15 protein-coding genes and 1 pseudogene are annotated in these 17,535 nt (G+C 31.2%); 13 read left to right on the forward strand and 3 right to left on the reverse strand.

Features of this window, described 5'->3' with window-relative positions:
* The 10 genes and pseudogenes from CCE82_RS06075 to CCE82_RS13315 form a co-directional block, all read left to right on the forward strand.
* Positions 1 to 248, forward strand: a 248-nt coding sequence (locus CCE82_RS06075) for a hypothetical protein (protein WP_159454520.1), incomplete at its 5' end; no start/stop codon positions are given.
* A gap of 210 nt (positions 249 to 458) precedes the next feature.
* Entirely contained in the window at positions 459 to 1,559 is a 1,101-nt protein-coding gene (locus CCE82_RS06080; RefSeq protein ID WP_086428524.1) for a DNA polymerase, read from the forward strand.
* Positions 1,552 to 1,920 (forward strand): hypothetical protein, encoded by a 369-nt coding sequence (locus CCE82_RS06085; RefSeq protein WP_086428525.1) that lies wholly within the window; start codon positions 1,552 to 1,554, stop codon positions 1,918 to 1,920. Before CCE82_RS06080 ends, CCE82_RS06085 begins: the two co-directional genes overlap by 8 nt.
* On the forward strand, positions 1,920 to 3,563 hold the full coding sequence (locus tag CCE82_RS06090; protein WP_086428526.1) for a DUF5906 domain-containing protein: 1,644 nt from the start codon (positions 1,920 to 1,922) through the stop codon (positions 3,561 to 3,563). Before CCE82_RS06085 ends, CCE82_RS06090 begins: the two co-directional genes overlap by 1 nt.
* Before the next feature lie 224 nt (positions 3,564 to 3,787).
* On the forward strand, positions 3,788 to 5,464 hold the full coding sequence (ccrC, locus tag CCE82_RS06095) for a cassette chromosome recombinase CcrC (RefSeq protein WP_086428527.1): 1,677 nt from the start codon (positions 3,788 to 3,790) through the stop codon (positions 5,462 to 5,464).
* A gap of 105 nt (positions 5,465 to 5,569) precedes the next feature.
* A complete protein-coding gene (locus CCE82_RS06100) occupies positions 5,570 to 5,908 on the forward strand; it encodes an SAUGI family uracil-DNA glycosylase inhibitor (RefSeq protein WP_086428528.1) in 339 nt (112 codons plus the stop codon).
* 95 nt (positions 5,909 to 6,003) lie between these two features.
* Complete coding sequence (locus CCE82_RS06105) at positions 6,004 to 6,315, forward strand: DUF960 family protein (protein ID WP_086428529.1); 312 nt, start codon at positions 6,004 to 6,006, stop codon at positions 6,313 to 6,315.
* A gap of 15 nt (positions 6,316 to 6,330) precedes the next feature.
* On the forward strand, positions 6,331 to 6,837 hold the full coding sequence (locus CCE82_RS06110; protein WP_086428530.1) for a DUF1643 domain-containing protein: 507 nt from the start codon (positions 6,331 to 6,333) through the stop codon (positions 6,835 to 6,837).
* A gap of 19 nt (positions 6,838 to 6,856) precedes the next feature.
* A pseudogene (locus CCE82_RS13250) lies at positions 6,857 to 6,943 on the forward strand (JAB domain-containing protein); the annotation flags it as partial.
* A 291-nt stretch (positions 6,944 to 7,234) separates the two neighbouring features.
* Positions 7,235 to 7,369 carry a hypothetical protein gene (locus CCE82_RS13315; RefSeq protein WP_276205640.1) on the forward strand — a complete coding sequence of 45 codons (135 nt, stop codon included), beginning with the start codon at positions 7,235 to 7,237 and terminating at the stop codon, positions 7,367 to 7,369.
* A gap of 49 nt (positions 7,370 to 7,418) precedes the next feature.
* Here CCE82_RS13315 and CCE82_RS06125 read toward each other — a convergent pair whose 3' ends face one another.
* The 3 genes from CCE82_RS06125 to CCE82_RS06135 are packed head-to-tail and all read right to left on the reverse strand — an operon-like array spanning position 7,419 to position 13,228.
* A complete protein-coding gene (locus tag CCE82_RS06125) occupies positions 7,419 to 10,541 on the reverse strand; it encodes a type I restriction endonuclease subunit R (RefSeq protein ID WP_086428532.1) in 3,123 nt (1,040 codons plus the stop codon).
* On the reverse strand, positions 10,525 to 11,724 hold the full coding sequence (locus CCE82_RS06130) for a restriction endonuclease subunit S (RefSeq protein WP_086428533.1): 1,200 nt from the start codon (positions 11,722 to 11,724) through the stop codon (positions 10,525 to 10,527). The genes CCE82_RS06125 and CCE82_RS06130 overlap by 17 nt, the downstream gene beginning before the upstream one ends.
* The gene (locus CCE82_RS06135) at positions 11,714 to 13,228 is read right to left on the reverse strand and encodes a class I SAM-dependent DNA methyltransferase (protein ID WP_086428534.1); all 1,515 of its coding nucleotides are present in this window, start codon (positions 13,226 to 13,228) and stop codon (positions 11,714 to 11,716) included. Before CCE82_RS06135 ends, CCE82_RS06130 begins: the two co-directional genes overlap by 11 nt.
* Before the next feature lie 419 nt (positions 13,229 to 13,647).
* On the opposite strand from CCE82_RS06135, the gene CCE82_RS06140 reads away from it, so the two are divergent.
* From CCE82_RS06140 to CCE82_RS06150, 3 genes are all read left to right on the forward strand, one after another.
* Positions 13,648 to 14,331, forward strand: a complete 684-nt coding sequence (locus tag CCE82_RS06140; protein ID WP_086428535.1) for a hypothetical protein — start codon at positions 13,648 to 13,650, stop codon at positions 14,329 to 14,331.
* Positions 14,332 to 14,479: 148 nt separating this feature from the next.
* Positions 14,480 to 15,820, forward strand: coding sequence for an SIR2 family protein (locus CCE82_RS06145; RefSeq protein ID WP_086428536.1), 1,341 nt, complete (start codon positions 14,480 to 14,482; stop codon positions 15,818 to 15,820).
* The gene (locus tag CCE82_RS06150; RefSeq protein ID WP_240507174.1) at positions 15,792 to 17,489 is read left to right on the forward strand and encodes an ATP-binding protein; all 1,698 of its coding nucleotides are present in this window, start codon (positions 15,792 to 15,794) and stop codon (positions 17,487 to 17,489) included. The genes CCE82_RS06145 and CCE82_RS06150 overlap by 29 nt, the downstream gene beginning before the upstream one ends.
* The last annotated feature ends 46 nt before the right edge of the window (positions 17,490 to 17,535 follow it).

Raw genomic sequence — 17,535 nt, forward strand, 5'->3', positions numbered from 1 at the left:
TGTTCCAATATTTTATGGATGATATGCAGCAAGTTGTAACATTGATAGACCGATACATTAATAAGACTGAACATTATAATGATATGAAAAATGGCTATATTAATGAATATAAATCATTTTATAATGCTTATAATAATGAAATTGAAGTGACTAAGACGCACGAAAATAACATCCCAATGGCAATGTTAATGAAGCAATTTAAGAATCAACTGTTAAAAAGAAGGAATAACCGAAAAAGCTCTAATTGAAGTTAAGTAAAAATTTAATAAATAATTGGTAAGCTCAATCCCTGATATAAAGGGATTGAGCTTATTTGCTTGGTGGAAATTTTTTTGAATTTTTTTGCCACTTCATCAACGACCTCTATTTAGTATTAAGATTGTCTTGTCAAAACGTTTTGAACAAATTTTAAGTTGAAAGTGAGCGCGCCACTTTCAACCATAAAGGAGAAGATTTACATGGAGACAAGAGACAAACTGATGTCGTTGACTCAAAGTAACAAAACACAGCAGTGGTTAATGGACAAATCATCTAACCAAGATGATGTTCAGCAACTGCAGCAACAATTCAGCCAGCAGTTAGATCAAAAATATAATGCACTTTTAGCTGATAAACAAGCTAAGTTAGACCAATACGTGGAAGTACATCAAGGATTGGAATCATTAAAGGAAGAGATTGAATCAGAACCTATTTCGCTTAATATCGATAAATTACCCGATATCAAAGCAACAATGCTTGAAAGAGCCAAGAATGATGAACATTCTGATAAGATCGAAAAGCTATTTGATAGGTTAGAACAGGCATTAAATGGTACGAATCGATTATATACGCAATTATCGTTGATTGGTACACGAACACATCGAATTACAACTAAAAATTTTAATCTTCAAGGCTTACCTAAAGCAGTACAACATACGATTTTACCTTCAAAATTTAAGAAGGTGTATACAGTCGATTTTAAATCGTTTGAACCATCAGTTGTAGCGTACATGACTCAAGATTCAAAACTGATTGATTTTTTAAATCAGAAAGACGGACTGTATGACACATTGCTAAGTGAATTAGACTTACCAGATGAGCTACGAGTATTTGTTAAACGTGCATTTATTGGTTCGTTTCTATTTGGTGGTAACTTCAATAGTCCTAAATTCAAGTTGAAACATTATGTAAGTGAAGTGCAATGGTTGGATGCGGTCAGCCAATTTACAAAAGTCATTGAACTTAAGAAACAAATCGAAGAGCATAAAACCATGCCTATGCCTTACGGCATTGAACATGATATGAGCGCATTTCAAGGTAGTAGTATTATGGCAATCTACGTACAAACTGTAGCGAGTTATATTTTCAAGCACATTCTGCTAAAAGTGTACAAAGCACAGTGCGATCAAAAAACGTTCAAGATTATAATACCGATACACGATGCGATTATGATTGAATGTGAAGATGAAGAAATTGCACAAAATGTGGGTCAGTTAATGAAATATACGGCTAACCAGTTGTTCAATGGTGAATTTGCACATGTGACAGTGGAAGAAATAGGAGGCGTAGACCATGAATAACGATAGAGGACAAAGCCTACACATCCCAAGTAGTACACCAATCAAAGAAAATAATATATATGTAGCTACGTTACATTCTGTGATCCAAACAGATTTCTCGGGTGAAATAAAGCACCAATTCACGTATGAAATTGAAGTGAACAATCAGATTGTATATGCGAATCGTAATATTCCAACAAAACCGAGCGTTAATCAGTTGTCAATTCATGATTGGCTTAAACGTCATAGCAACTATAGCGTGGGTCATGACACGTATGAACCATACATTGATAGAATGAATTTAATCCATATTGGTCAATATAACGGTAATTATTATGTACACGATGTAGCACCATTAAATGAAACTGGAGGAATATTATAATGAGCAGTATATTCGAAATGTTAACTAAAATAATAAGTGAGGCTAAGGAGGCAATCGACCGTCAAGGTCTGATTGCTATCCTAACCATGAGTATTGGCAATGATGATGAAATAGAAGAAACGGTACAAGGTGAAACAGTGTATAACGAACTTATCGATCAGTTACGACTTAATATCTCAAAAGATACGGACTATCGACCTAACATCTATAGCTATTTTGGTATTAAGAAGAATCCCAATGACACCGTACTCATGGAAATGATGATAAAGGTTTTTCATATCAAACGTTTTAATTCAGAATTGTTTGTTTTCAAAGATAACGGGTGGCAAAAGATAAATGGAGATGAATTACAAGACTTGATATCTAAAATGATACAAGTATTGCTTGTAGATTATAAGCCTTCACTAAGCACTCTAAAAAATGTCGTAGATGGATTGCAAAAATCAACAGATGTAGAAGAACTTGTTGAAAATGAGCACTATATTGGTTGTGGTGAAAATATGTTCGATCTTAATACGTTTCAAGTCGTTAAAAATTCAATCGATATCTTTCCAAAAACACGATTGAATTTATCATTAAGTACAAATGATGTAATTACTGATAAGATACCGCCATATTTTAACCAATATATGTTACAACTTGCGAATTATGACGATGATTTACAATACTTTCTTTTCCAACATACAGCAGTGTTACTTACAGCTGATACTAAATACCGTAGGGGTCTCATATTATACGGTGGAGCTAAGAATGGTAAATCTGTATATATTGAACTAGTTAAATCATTTTTCTATAGTAAAGATATTGTGTCTAAGGCACTTAATGAGCTTGAAGGTCGCTTTGACAAAGAAAGTTTAATTGACAAAAGTCTAATGGCAAGTCATGAAATTGGAAAATCTAGGATTCAAGAAAAGACTGTAAATGACTTCAAAAAGTTATTATCTGTAGAATCAATGCATGTTGATCGTAAAGGAAAAACTCAAGTGGAGGTCACTTTGGATTTGAAACTTGTTTTTGGTACAAATGCGGTACTTTATTTTCCTGCTGAACATGCGAAACCTTTGGAGCGTCGAATTAATGTTATTCCATGTGAATATTATGTTGAAAAAGCGGATACTTCATTAATTGATAAACTCATAAGTGAGAAGAAAGAAATCTTTCTTTACTTGATGTATGTGTATCAAAAAATTGTAGAAGCAGATATCGAATATCTTGAAAATAGTCGTGTCACTGAAATTACTCACGACTGGTTAAATTTTGGATATGAATTTGTTTCTAACAAATCAGTCAGTATTGCAAATCAGAAAGCGTGTATTAATTTACTCAGAAAACTTATAGAAATCAAACCAGGATCACGAATCAAAGTATCCGAGTTGAATAAAGTTATTAATGAAGAAATAAAGGTGAGTTCTCAGGTTATTAAACAGTTAATTCAAGCAAACTTTGATACTCAAACCAAACTATACAATGGCTACGATTATTGGATTGATTTAGGTTGGAAAGAAGCCGATAAAAAAGAGATTCATGATATTTCGAAAAAAGATAATATTATTTCATTAGATAAAAATGAAAATATAACAGACGATGAGGCATTAGATGAAGAGAATTTGGACTTTGATTGGGAGGACTTTGACGATGAATAATGAACAAATTGAAGCATTTGTAGAAGTGCTTGTACCTATCATAGAAGAACGTATCAATAAAGGTAAGTAATCTAATTACGTACTACAGGCAGTTGCCTGTAGTACTCATATGATTAAGTGGTAAAAGTGATAAAAATGAAACGAAATTATAAATATATATTATCCATATGATGTTACAAGACCGATGGTCTGTAGCAATAATCTAATAAAAGGAGCGGTACGTTATGAGTAAGAAAATTGCACTGTATTCACGTGTAAGTACATCTGAGCAATCTGAACGTGGATATTCAATCCATGAACAAGAACAAGTGCTCATCAAAGAAGTTGTGAAAAACTATCCAGGTTATGACTATGAAACTTATATCGATTCAGGTATATCAGGTAAAGATATTGAAGGTCGACCAGCAATGAAACGTCTATTACAAGATGTTAAGGATAATAAAATCGAAATGGTGTTAAGTTGGAAATTGAATCGTATCTCACGATCAATGAGAGACGTTTTTAATATCATTCATGAATTCAAAGAACATGGCGTAGGTTATAAATCGATTTCTGAGAATATTGATACATCCAATGCTTCTGGAGAAGTACTCGTTACAATGTTTGGGTTAATAGGGTCAATTGAGCGTTCAACACTGATCAGTAACGTCAAAATGTCGATGAATGCCAAAGCACGTAGTGGAGAGGCTATTACAGGCAGAGTGCTAGGCTATAAGTTATCACTTAATCCACTTACTCAGAAAAATGATTTGGTTATCGATGAAAATGAAGCTAATATTGTACGTGAAATTTTCGATTTATATTTGAATCATAATAAAGGCCTCAAAGCCATTACAACCGTACTTAATCAAAAGGGGTATCGTACTATTAATCAAAAGCCATTTTCAGTGTATGGTGTTAAATACATTTTGAATAATCCAGTCTATAAAGGCTATGTCAGATTCAATAACCATCAAAACTGGGCTGTACAGCGAAGAAGTGGCAAAAGTGATAAAAATGATGTGATATTGGTCAAAGGTAAACATGAAGCAATTATAAGTGAAGAAGTATTTGATCAAGTGCATGAAAAATTAGCTTCTAAAAGTTTTAAACCGGGCAGACCTATTGGTGGAGATTTCTATCTTCGTGGGCTCATTAAATGTCCAGAGTGCGGCAATAATATGGTATGCCGACGGACTTATTATAAAACGAAAAAGTCGAAAGAACGGACAATCAAACGCTATTACATTTGTTCATTATTCAACCGCTCAGGGAGTTCTGCATGTCATAGTAATGCGATTAATGCTGAAGTCGTCGAACGCGTAATCAATGTTCATTTGAATCGTATTCTTTCACAACCTGATGTTATTAAGCAGATTGCATCAAATGTGATAGAAGAACTGAAACAAAAGCATAGTAACCAAACAGAAATTAAATATGACATTGATAGTTTAGAAAAACAAAAAGCTAAGCTTAAAACACAACAAGAACGATTGTTAGAATTGTTCTTAGATGATCAAATGGATAGCGAAATGTTAAAAGCAAAACAAAGTCAGATGAATGGACAACTAAAGATGCTAGATAAGCAAATTAAAGAAGCGCAACAAGCTACTGAATCACAAGATGAAGTACCAAATTTTGATAAACTGAAAAGCCGTTTAACCATGATGATTAGCCGATTTAGTGTCTACTTAAGGGAAGCTACACCCGAAGCTAAAAATCAACTTATGAAAATGTTGATTGATTCTATTGAAATTACGACAGATAAACAAGTAAAACTTGTAAGGTATAAAATTGATGAAAGTCTTATCCCTCAATCTTTGAAAAAAGATTGGGGGTCTTTTTTTATGCCCAAATTCCAATTCGAAATATATGGTCAAAATGATTATTTCATCGACCAAATTACCACTTTTACCACTTAGTTATTAGTGAAAAAAGTGAGAGAAATGAAATAAAAATCAAATATATATTATCTAAATGATATATCACATGTATACATCAACCAAATACATTAGGAGGTCATAACAATGACATTAGAACTACAACTCAAACACTATATAACCAATTTATTCAACCTACCAAAGGGTGAAAAGTGGGAATGTGAATCTATCGAGGAAATCGCTGATGATATCCTACCTGACCAATATGTAAGGCTTGGGCCACTCAGTAATAAAATACTTCAAACCTATACCTACTACTCTGATACACTTCACGAAAGTAATATCTACCCTTTCATTCTCTACTATCAGAAACAGCTCATAGCCATCGGCTATATCGATGAAAATCACGATATGGATTTCTTATACCTACACAACACCATCATGCCACTTTTGGATCAACGATACTTACTAACAGGAGGACAATAATATGCATAAATATATCAAAATTACACAATTAGTAATCACAATACTAAGTGAAATCATCATTTGGATGAAAGAGTCAGAACGAAAGGAAGTCTCTTATGAATAGATATATCACCCGTGGTATCGCCAACAACTTACCTACTGCATTACAACATCAATTATGGCAATTTGTAGCACAACGTGAAAACGAACAGTCCAAGGAACTAGAAGCAATAGATTATTTTCATGTCTTCCAGTTCAATATGCACAATAACCAATTATATATCAAACACAAACAAGAAAGACCAGCATATGTGAAAACGCATAAGGCAAATGTCAAACAACCTATCAATGTGAATAAAGTCTACATTATCCGAGAAGATGATGTAGATCTTTCTTATTATGTCATGTTACTACCCGAAGAATATTAATAGGAGGCATTAATCATGCAGAATATACAATGTATATTAGAAACTGAAGCAATATTTAGTGATGATAATCAACATCGTTATTTACTCAAAAAAACGTGGGACAAAGATAAAAAGATAATTTCAGTTATAACTTGTTATCCAAATTTAGAAGGAACCCAAAAATTAGATTTAACGACTCAATTAATTCTAAATAAAGTATCTGAAATGAAAGACTTCGGATCAATTAATTTTGTGAATCTATATTCAAACATGATAACAAGCACAAATATAAAGCATATGGCAAATAGTCATGATAAGCATACAGATATTCAAATTATGAAAGCAGTGAAAGAATCTGACGAAGTGATATTAGCTTGGGGCTCCTATGCTAAGAAGCCAGTTGTTGAAGCACGTGTAAATGAAATTTTAGAGATGTTGAAACCACATAAAAAGAAAGTGAAACAACTCATCAACCCAGAAACGAATGAAATTATGCATCCACTCAACCCTAAGGCACGTCAAAAATGGATTTTGAAATCATAGCAAATACATGGAGGTCAATATGGAAACAAAACAAATCAACATCGTTTCACTGCAAATGATTAAAATAGATACTTTGAGTTATCTTAAAAGACGATTTACGAGTCCCCACCAAATTGTAAAGTATTCAAATAGAGTTTTTTAATAAGCATAGATGATACATTTATTTTACTTTAATTATAATTAGCTGAAAAATTATATACAAGAAAGGTTCAGTCACTAACTCATTTATAGTGTATGATGATGGAAAATTAATTAAGAATAAAAAAACGTTGACCAACATTGACCTTTACTTTAGAATAAGCTTAATTATATGGCGAAGGGTGATAAAATGATTGTTGGTAATTACCATTACAATGAGATTTATGATGAATATACTAGTTTGAAAGTTTGGAGGTACATGGAAAGCGAGGATGTTGATTTAGAAACAGCATTAAATCATCTAGGACTAGATTATATAGATGCATTACCAGATGAAGAAGAAATTCCTGAACTTGAGAAGGAAAAACAAAAATTAATTGAACGAGGATACTAATAAATGCGGTTAGAGAAATGTTTCTCTAACCGCATTATGATTTATTTTTTTATTGCTGACTTGCCATTAATTCTGCTTGCTCGACAACTTGTTCTACAGCTATTTTTTGAAGATCAGGTGGGTACCCATATTTCTTTAATAGTCGTCTTACTTGGACTCTCATTTTAGCCTTTGCACTCTCACGTTTTGACCAGTCTACACTCATATTATTCTTGACCGTTTTTGTTAATTCATGTGCAATAGCCCTTAATTCTTTATCCCCCATTGCTTCTTTTGCAGTTTCATGAGAGGCTAATGCATCATAAAAAGCAATTTCCTCCGTGCTTAAACCTAAGTCTTTTCCTCTTTGTTTTTCTTGATTTATTTCTTTCGCCATTTGAATCAATTCTTCTATGACTTTTGAAGCTTCAATAGAACGGTTATTGTATTTTTGTATTGATTTACTTAGCATCTCAGAAAATCTTTTAGATACTGTAGCATTTGTTTTCATTAATGACTTAACTTGTCCTTTAAGTAATTTGTTTAACAACTCAACTGCAACATTTTTTTGCTGTAGTCCTTCTACATCTTTTAAGAAATCATCTGACAATATTGAGATATCTGGGTTTTCAATTCCGAGTGTTTGATAAATATCTACAACTTCTTCAGTTACAACTGATTTTGAAATCAATTGATTTATTTCTGCTTCTATTTCAGCAGGTGTCTTTTTATGGCTGCTTCCTTCACTAGGTGGAGCTAATAATTTAACAAGTCCAGATTTCACGGCTTTTAAAAACGCAATTTCACTATTCAGTTCTTGAGCAGCTTCCTCTGTTGCACATAATGCAAATGCCTTAGAAAGCTCTGTCACAGTTTTTATAAATCGCTCTCTTTCTTTCTCACCTAAACCAATGATATAGTCCATCGTATTTGAGATAGCATTATAGCGATTTAATTGATCTTCTGACTCAAAGTCAGAATAGTCATGGTTATATAGCATATCTTGTATGATATCGTATTTCATTAACATTAATTCTAGCGCTTTTTCTGTATCTATACCTGTTTGTTCTCTATCAGAGTCCGTATACTCTTTTAGTGCTTCCTTCAGACTTTCAGCAATACCTACATAGTCAACAATTAAGCCGCCTGGTTTATCTTTAAATACTCTATTAACACGTGCAATAGCTTGCATTAAATTGTGACCTTTCATCGGTTTATCTATGTACATTGTATGCATTGAAGGTACATCAAATCCTGTTAACCACATGTCTCGCACAATTACGAGTTGCAATTCATCATTAACATCTTTCATACGATTCTCTAAAAGGTTTCTTCGCTTTTTCGGGCCTATATGTTTTTGGAAGTTTTGCGGATCACTAGATGAACCTGTCATAACGACTTTGATAACACCTTTGTCATCATCATCCGAATGCCATTCAGGTTTAAGTCTTACAATTTCATCATATAAATCAACGGCAATACGACGACTCATTGTGACAATCATACCCTTACCCTTCATTGCCTTCTGTCTTGTTTCAAAGTGATTAATAATGTCAGTCGCTAAAGCATGTACACGTTGTTCTGCACCAGATAGAGCTTCTATACGTGACCACTTAGATTTCAATCGAGATTTAGTATCTTCTTCTTGGCCAGAGGTAATGACATTATATGCTTCATCAATATCTAAATCGCTTGGTAAATTTAATGGAATAATACGACTTTCATAATAAATTTTAACTGTACTTCCATCTTCAACAGCCTGAGTCATATCATATACATCAATATAATTACCAAATACCATTTGTGTATTTTTATCTGTTGAAGATACAGGTGTTCCAGTAAAGCCAACAAATGAAGCGTTAGGTAAAGCATCTCTTAAATATTTTGCATAACCATATTTAATACCTTCACCTTTTTCATCGTAAGTTGCTTTGAAACCATATTGTGTGCGGTGTGCTTCGTCTGCCATAACAACTACATTTTTACGTTCTGTTAAAGCATCCATTGTCGCTTGTCCTTCTTCAGGTTCGAATTTCTGCATAGTTGTAAATACGATACCACCTGATTCTACTGATAATAGTTCTTTTAATTCTTTTCGTGATTCAGCTTGTTTAGGTGTCTGTCTTAATAATCCTTTACCTGAGCGTCCTTTGGACTTAACAAAAGTACCATACAATTGATTGTCTAAGTCATTACGGTCTGTTACAACCACTAATGTTGGATTATTTAATTTTTGAATTAACTTTCCTGAGAAGAAGACCATTGTCAAACTCTTACCAGAACCTTGTGTGTGCCAAATAACGCCACCCTTGCCATCTCCATGTTCAGATGTTGCTTCCATAGCACGATCAACAGCTTTATTCACTGCATAATATTGATGATATGCAGCTAATATTTTAACTATATGTCCTTTACCGTCATCTTGGAACAAAACAAAATGACATATTAAATCTAATAGTACTTCTTTATTTAACATACCGTGAATTAATATATCTAAACTACGAAACATTGATAAATCTTCAGTTTTTCCATCTTTGGTACGCCAAGTCATAAAACGGTCATAATCAGCAGTTAAAGAACCTGCTTTTGTATTAACACCATCACTCGTTACTAATACTGCATTATGATTAAATAATTGTGGAATTCTCATTTTATACGTTTCTAACTGATGATACCCGTCTTCAATCCCAACAGATTCATTTGTAGAATTTTTCAGCTCAATGACCACTACCGGTAATCCATTTATGAATAACACAATATCAGGTCGTTTTTTATAATCGCCATTCACAACAGTTAATTGATTAACCGCTAAGAAATCATTATTTTCCAGGTTTTCGAAGTCGAATACATACACCAAATCATTAATCGTTTCACCGTCATTATTATAGTGTTCAACCTCAATACCATTTGTAATCATTTCATGGAAAGAACGGTTATTCTCTAATAAACTAGGAGACTTCTCAATAGTAATTTCACGTATAGCTTGTTCAATAGCATTATTATTTAGTTCAGGATTAATACGTCTTAAAGCTGCTTCTAAACGATCATCAAGCACAACATCTTTGTCGCTCTCCCGTTCATTCATAATCCCATTTTCACCACTATCTCGACCATTCTTAACAGAATAACCAAGACCCTCAAACCACTTCAATGCCACCTGTTCTAAATCATCTTCACTAAATTGAAAGCTCATCTTCCATCACCTCAATGTCATCAGGTATCTCAATTTCACCTGACATTAATTTAGGTAGTAGTGTGTCACGGAGTTGTGCTAATTTTTGATTTTCTATATTTTTTTGATCCATCATTTTTAGAATATGATTGTTTTCCTTTTGATATTTTGAAAGCAAAGTTGCATTGGTTGGCATTACTACTTTAGTATTCTTAATATCTTTTTGAGATAATAGAGGTTGTGTAGAACCTCTATTCAATGATATATAGTCTATACTTTTAAGTACTTGATATATAATGCTTTCAAAATCACTTGTTATTACAAAAGTATTATCTGATGGCCATGTTCTTGTAGAAAATCTTTGGATTACACCATGAGTTCCTACTCTTCCAATTATAATAATTTTTTCATTATATAAATAATCATTGGTATAACCCATTATTTTACTAGCACCAATTATTGGCACCACATTTTCTATATCTTTTTTATCAACTTTATTTTTAGGTCTTTTACCACTTTTTATTTTTATATAATTTCCTAATTCATCAACTTTCCAACTCCTAGGTATTTCACCCAATTCACTATCAACCATCTCTCCGCCGCTTGATTTGTATGGGTTGCCATTTTCATCTGGGAATTCAAAATCAACAAACCAACGTTTGAATAGTGTTTGTGAAAGTTCTTCAAGGTTGGCAATTATTTTTTTGTTTAACTCTATTTTTTTGTCGATAGATTCTATTGAATTTACAATTTTATTTTGAACTGCAAGGGTAGGTATATCTATAACCATGTTTTTAACTTCACTAAATGTTATTTGTGGAAACGTTCCAGATCTTGATTCTGCTAAATTTTGTAAATAATCTATTGTTTTTTTACTAGTTATATATAAGTAAAAATATTTAGTATTTAGTATCTCAGGCTTTTTATTTCTTAAAACCATTAATTTTGTTGATACTACATAGTCATCACTAGCAAAATTAATATACGCAAATCTCTCGTTTTTAGGTCTTATTTCACTATATAAGATGTCTCCTTTTTGAATTGATTTTTTTGCTTGACCAGGTAATGAATCAATCATTGAATAGTTATTATGAAGTACATATCCTTTTTCAATATCTGAAGTATTCAAGAATATTATTTTATCACCTGGAAAAGTATGTTTTTTTGAAACACTATCTATGAGATTCTCTACTTTATACTCCATAACCTAATCCCTCCATTGATTTACGGATTTGGTCTTCGAGTTCTTTTGATTTCGCAAATTGTTCACTTAAATCTGCTGTGATTCTTTCCATTTTCTGTTCAAATGGTTCTGAATCTTCTTCTACTTCTGCTAAGCCTACATAACGCCCTGGTGTTAAGATATATTCGTTATCTTTTACTTCTTCTGTCTTGGCTACTTTACAGAAGCCTGCTTTGTCTTCATATTGATTATCGTTTGTACCACGCCATGAGTGATAGACATTTGCTATATCCTTTATTTCATCATCTGAGAATTCTTTTAATGTTCTTGATACCATACTACCAATATTTCTAGCATCTATAAATAGTACTTCTCCACGTCGTTCATTATTACCGTTTTTAGCTTTATTTTTTGTCACGAACCACAAACATACTGGAATTTGAGTTGAATAGAATAGTTGCCCTGGTAATGTAACTATACATTCAACTAAGTCTTGTTCAATTAAGTTTTTACGTATTTCTAATTCATCTTTACCACTTGTAGACATTGAACCATTCGCTAATACAAATCCTGCTGTACCACTTGGGGCAAGTTTAGAAACCATATGTTCAATCCATGCATAGTTTGCATTTCCTTTTGGAGGAATACCAAATTTCCAGCGGTAATCATCTAATAATTTTTCTTGTCCCCAATCACTTGCATTGAATGGAGGATTGGCCAATATAAAATCAGCTTTCAAATCTTTATGTAAATCATTATGAAATGTGTCTGCATGATGATCACCTAAATCATTATCTATACCTCGAATAGCCAAATTCATTTTTGCTAATTTCCAAGTTGTCGGATTAGATTCTTGACCATAAACAGCAATATCATCTATACGACCTTGATGTCGTTCGATAAAATGTTCACTTTGTACAAACATTCCGCCTGACCCACAACAAGGGTCATAAATTCTACCTTGATATGGTTCAATCATTTCAACAAGTAATTTAACGATTGAAGCTGGTGTATAGAATTCCCCAGCATTTTTACCCTCAGCGCTCGCAAATTTTGCGATAAAGTATTCATAAACACGACCTAAAACATCTTGTTTTTTACTTTCAGAATCCCCAACTTTGAATGTAAATAGATCAATAATATCGCCTAATTTTTCTTTATCTAATGCAGGTCTTGCGTAATCTTTAGGTAACACGCCTTTTAAAGACTCATTTTCTCTTTCAATTGCTATCATCGCTTTGTCAATAATTTGACCGATTTCTGGTTTCTTTGAATTATCGTTAATATATTGCCAACGTGCTTCTTTAGGAACCCAGAAAATATTCTCTGCTAAATACTCATCTTTATCTTCTTCGTCTGCATATTCATCATTCAATAATTCTTCATACTTTTCCTCAAACGAATCAGATACATATTTCAAGAATATAATACCTAATGCTACATTCTTGTATTCTGCTGCATCCATACTCCCTCGTAATTTATCCGCAGCTTGCCATAATTTTTCTTCAAATCCAATTGTCGCCATTTATATTCCACCTTTATGTTATCCTTTACATAAATATATCAAATATTAAGGCTTTATGTGACTTTTCTTGTGGTTTTCTATGTGAAAAGATATTATTTGTGATATTTGGTAAGTGAAATTAAGTAGCTAGTTACAAAAGTATAGCTTATTATATAATCAATTAAGTAAAAAGGTTTTTTAATGAAAAAAATATAAGTTAAAAAAGTATTATAAGAAATATAGGATTGGATGGTGCAATAAATGTGACAATTAATACTACTATTTATGCGATGATTGTGGTTATTGTAGATATTGTTAATCAATAATACTGTATATTAATAGTAATTTTGCGTTCAAATATCTAGTGAAATATTCTATTATTAAAATTATAAGGGGAAAGAAAAAATTTAGTAATATAAAATAACAATGGAGGGTGTTAAATGTTTAATTATGATGTAAACAAAACTATGTATGATGATAAGAGCATATTTGATAATTTAGCTAAGCAATGTATTGCAGATTTGGTGGTTTCATATGATAGAAATCGCTTTTTTCTAAATTTAGCGCAAGAAGAAATAGAAGAGAGTTTTAAAAGCTTTGAAAATAATGATTTAAAAGAAAATTTAATATTAGATTATCATATAACGAATTCAATAAGGTTGATAACTACTTTAGACGATATACTTATAAGAGTACGCTGTTTCACATTAATGGTTGATATTAATGATATAAATATAGATAAAGTAGGAAGATTATATAATGGTGAAGATGAGAAATCTAAAGGTTTGACGCAGGATGCTAGAGAATATTTCGAGCAAAATAATAAAAAAAGTAGCGATAAAAAGTACTATCCTAATTTACCTGACAAAAATAATCGTAAAACGAGGGACTACAGAAATAAAATAACACATGAAGGTTTGAGTTTTTACCAGACTGACCATATTGAAATCAATGGTTTAATCATAGGTGGTACACAAGAATTTATGACATCACAAAATAAAAGAAAGATAATTGAGATAATAGATTTAATAAAAGAAGATACAGGTATATTAGATAAAGAACAGCAGCAACTAGATAATATTATCCAAAAACACCTCAAGTTAACTAAGTTTCCAAATGGTTAAAAAGGAGTGATGAAAAATATAGAATGAGCTCATTATTAGAGTTCATTCTATATTTTTTTAGCAATATCATTGATAAGGGGAAGCATATCATAAGTGAGGGAAGTTTTATAAGTTTAACTTTAAAATATAATGGTTGGGAGGATTTATAATGACTATTTATCATTTTAATAGAGATAAAGATGAATTAGAGGGGTTAAACATTAGTGAACAACATGATAGGATATCGACGTTTATTAACAAACAACTTTCAGCAAATAACTTAGTAATATTTTTGGGTTCAGGATGTTCAACAAATGCGGTGCCTTTAATGTCTCAAACAATGAGAAAAATACTAGATAATAATGTAGTTATGAATCAAGTGAAGAAGTTTCTGGATTCGAAGGAGATTAACGAATTTGTACAATTTATTGAGAGTAATAGAAACCACAAAAAAGAAATAATGGAAGAAATAAAGGATAATATTGAAAACCTAAAAGTTAGAAATTTAGATACATATATTAAATGGATAAATAAAGAAGATTTTGAATATAAAAGTCAAATAATGAATATTATAAATGACTATTACTATAGTTATACTAATATAGAAGAGCTACTAAACTGGATTCAAAATGGGCTGAACTTTACTAATAATCAAAAATTACTTAGAGCTTTTAATATAATAAAAAGTGAATTTATAAATACCATTCCAGAAACAGGAGCCATAGAATATGAGGGAGAAACTTATAAAACTTATCGTGATTTTTATCGTTATGTTTTCGATAAAAGGAATAAATTAAAAGCAAAAGTTTCTATATTTACAACAAATTATGATTTATTTAATGAATATGCACTGGAAGCTAACAATATCATTTATAACACTGGTTTTGCTAACACATTACATAAAAAATTTGATATTAATCAATTTAAATATCGTGTAGTGGATGATACAAATAAGTATAAAGAAAAATGGCAACCAGTAACTAAAGAAGCAAATGTATATAAAATTCATGGTTCTATCAATTGGAAAACTAATGAAAAAGGTGAGTTGCAACAAGTTGATTCTATAAATAAAAAGAATCATCAGGAAGTTGTTATTTATCCAACTATGTTAAAACATAGAGAAACAGCTCAAGCCCCATACTCAGAATTATTCAGAGAGTTTTCTAATTGTTTACAAAAAAAGGACACTACTTTAGTTATTATAGGATATGGGTTTCCAGATGATCATATTAATAGCATAATAGCTCAAAATTTAAAAAATCAAGATTTTAATTTAATAATATTTGGGAACAAAAATGAGAGTAATTTAAATGATTTTTATGAAAGACATAAGAATTACAATTTACATCTTATTGGGGGGGAAACTAGTATAGAAAAAGAGAAAACAGAACATGAGACTCAAAATGTATATTACTTTAAATATATTGTAGATAATTTTTTGAAAAGCAAAAGTTTGGATAATATTAAGAAAGAGGAAGAAAATGATGAACAGTATAGGAAAGGTAACTAGTATAACCTTCGATAAGTTAATTTTTGAAGTTAGCGATTTTGAAAAATTAAACTACAATTTACTAGGACAGATTTATATTGCTAAAGGAGTGTTAGATTATGTGACAATAAAAAACGAATACAGTGAAAAATTCATATACCAGGTTGTTAAGATAGAAGATAAAGAAATACCTTTATCTAATGATGAGGAATCAAAGTTCATGTACAATGGCAATTTTGAATGTGTACCAGTTGGTATAATCAGAAATGGAGAAATTGAGTTTAATCTAAAGAAATATCCTTTTTTACAAGATAAAGTGTATTTAACGAGTCAAGAAGAGATGGAATTAATTTTTTCATATTCAAAAAGCAAGAATGATATTATTCTTGGACTTATTGATGAACAATATAGTGCCCGTTTTAATACTAATAAATTATTAACACATCATACAGCTATATTAGGGAATACTGGATCAGGGAAGTCGACTACAATAAGGCAATTAGTTTCGAAAACTAATAATCAAGAAACGGAGAATTTGCGTTTTCATATCTTTGATGTACATGATGAATATAAAGAGATAAAAAATGTGAAAATAATTAATGTATTAAGTGACTTTAAAATAAATATAAGAAATTTAGATATTCAAGATTGGTTGAACTTAATAAAACCGTCAGAGTTAGTTCAATTACCTGTTTTACAGATGGCATTAAAAATTGCAAATGCTATTGAAAATGAAATTATTGATAAAAATTGGTTAAAATGTTATATAGCGTATCAGTTATATAGAAATCAACAAACAGATGTAGTTGGAAAAAGAACAAAAATTATAAGTATATTAGAAGGTACGTCTATTGATACAGGTGCATATAATTCTCAATACGGCAATATGACTAAAGAAGAAGAAGAAACTTTTATTGAGAGTCTGCAAAAAGTTATATCAAATAAAGACAAGAAAATAAATATAAACGAAAAGTTAGAACAAGCACTATATAACATATCGAGTTTTGATAACTTATTAGAAGGATTAGACTTTGTATTTTTACTAGAAGAAAGTAAGGGGAATAATCAAGCAAGAGCTTATTCGGCTACGCTCGAAACACGCATTAAAAATGTCCGCTCAAGATTTTCTGAATTATTTGGAAATAATGACACAGATATACATGCAAAATCAATAATTTATTCAGTTTCAGAGTTAGATGATGATCTGTTACTTTTCTTTACAACATATATTTTAAAAAAAGAATTTCTAGATAATAAAACAAAACAAATAAACGAGAGAAAGGTAAATGTATTTGTTTTTGAAGAGGCTCATCGATATATATCGAAAACAAAAGAAACTAGTCAGTTTGAGGAAGTAGAGATATTCAAGAAAATTGCTAGAGAAGGTAGAAAATTTGGTTGTTTTTTAATGTTATCAAGTCAGAGGCCGAGTGAATTGTCTTCAACAGTGCTATCACAGTGTAATAATTATATTGTTCATAGAATAAAGAACAATATAGATTTAGAATATATTATTAACACGATTCCTTATATAAATAGATTTCAACTAAAACGATTTTCGTATTTGCCAACAGGAACTGCATTTATAGTTGGAGAATTATTTCCAATCCCCGTAGAGATAGAAATAACGGAATTATATTCAAAAAATGTTACATCTACACCCGAGATAATTTATAAACAAACAGAATAGCAAAATCAGCATAATCAAATGTATAATAGACTTATTTATAAGTCTA

The organism is Staphylococcus cornubiensis, from assembly GCF_900183575.1.
GTDB classification, from domain to species: Bacteria; Bacillota; Bacilli; order Staphylococcales; family Staphylococcaceae; genus Staphylococcus; species Staphylococcus cornubiensis.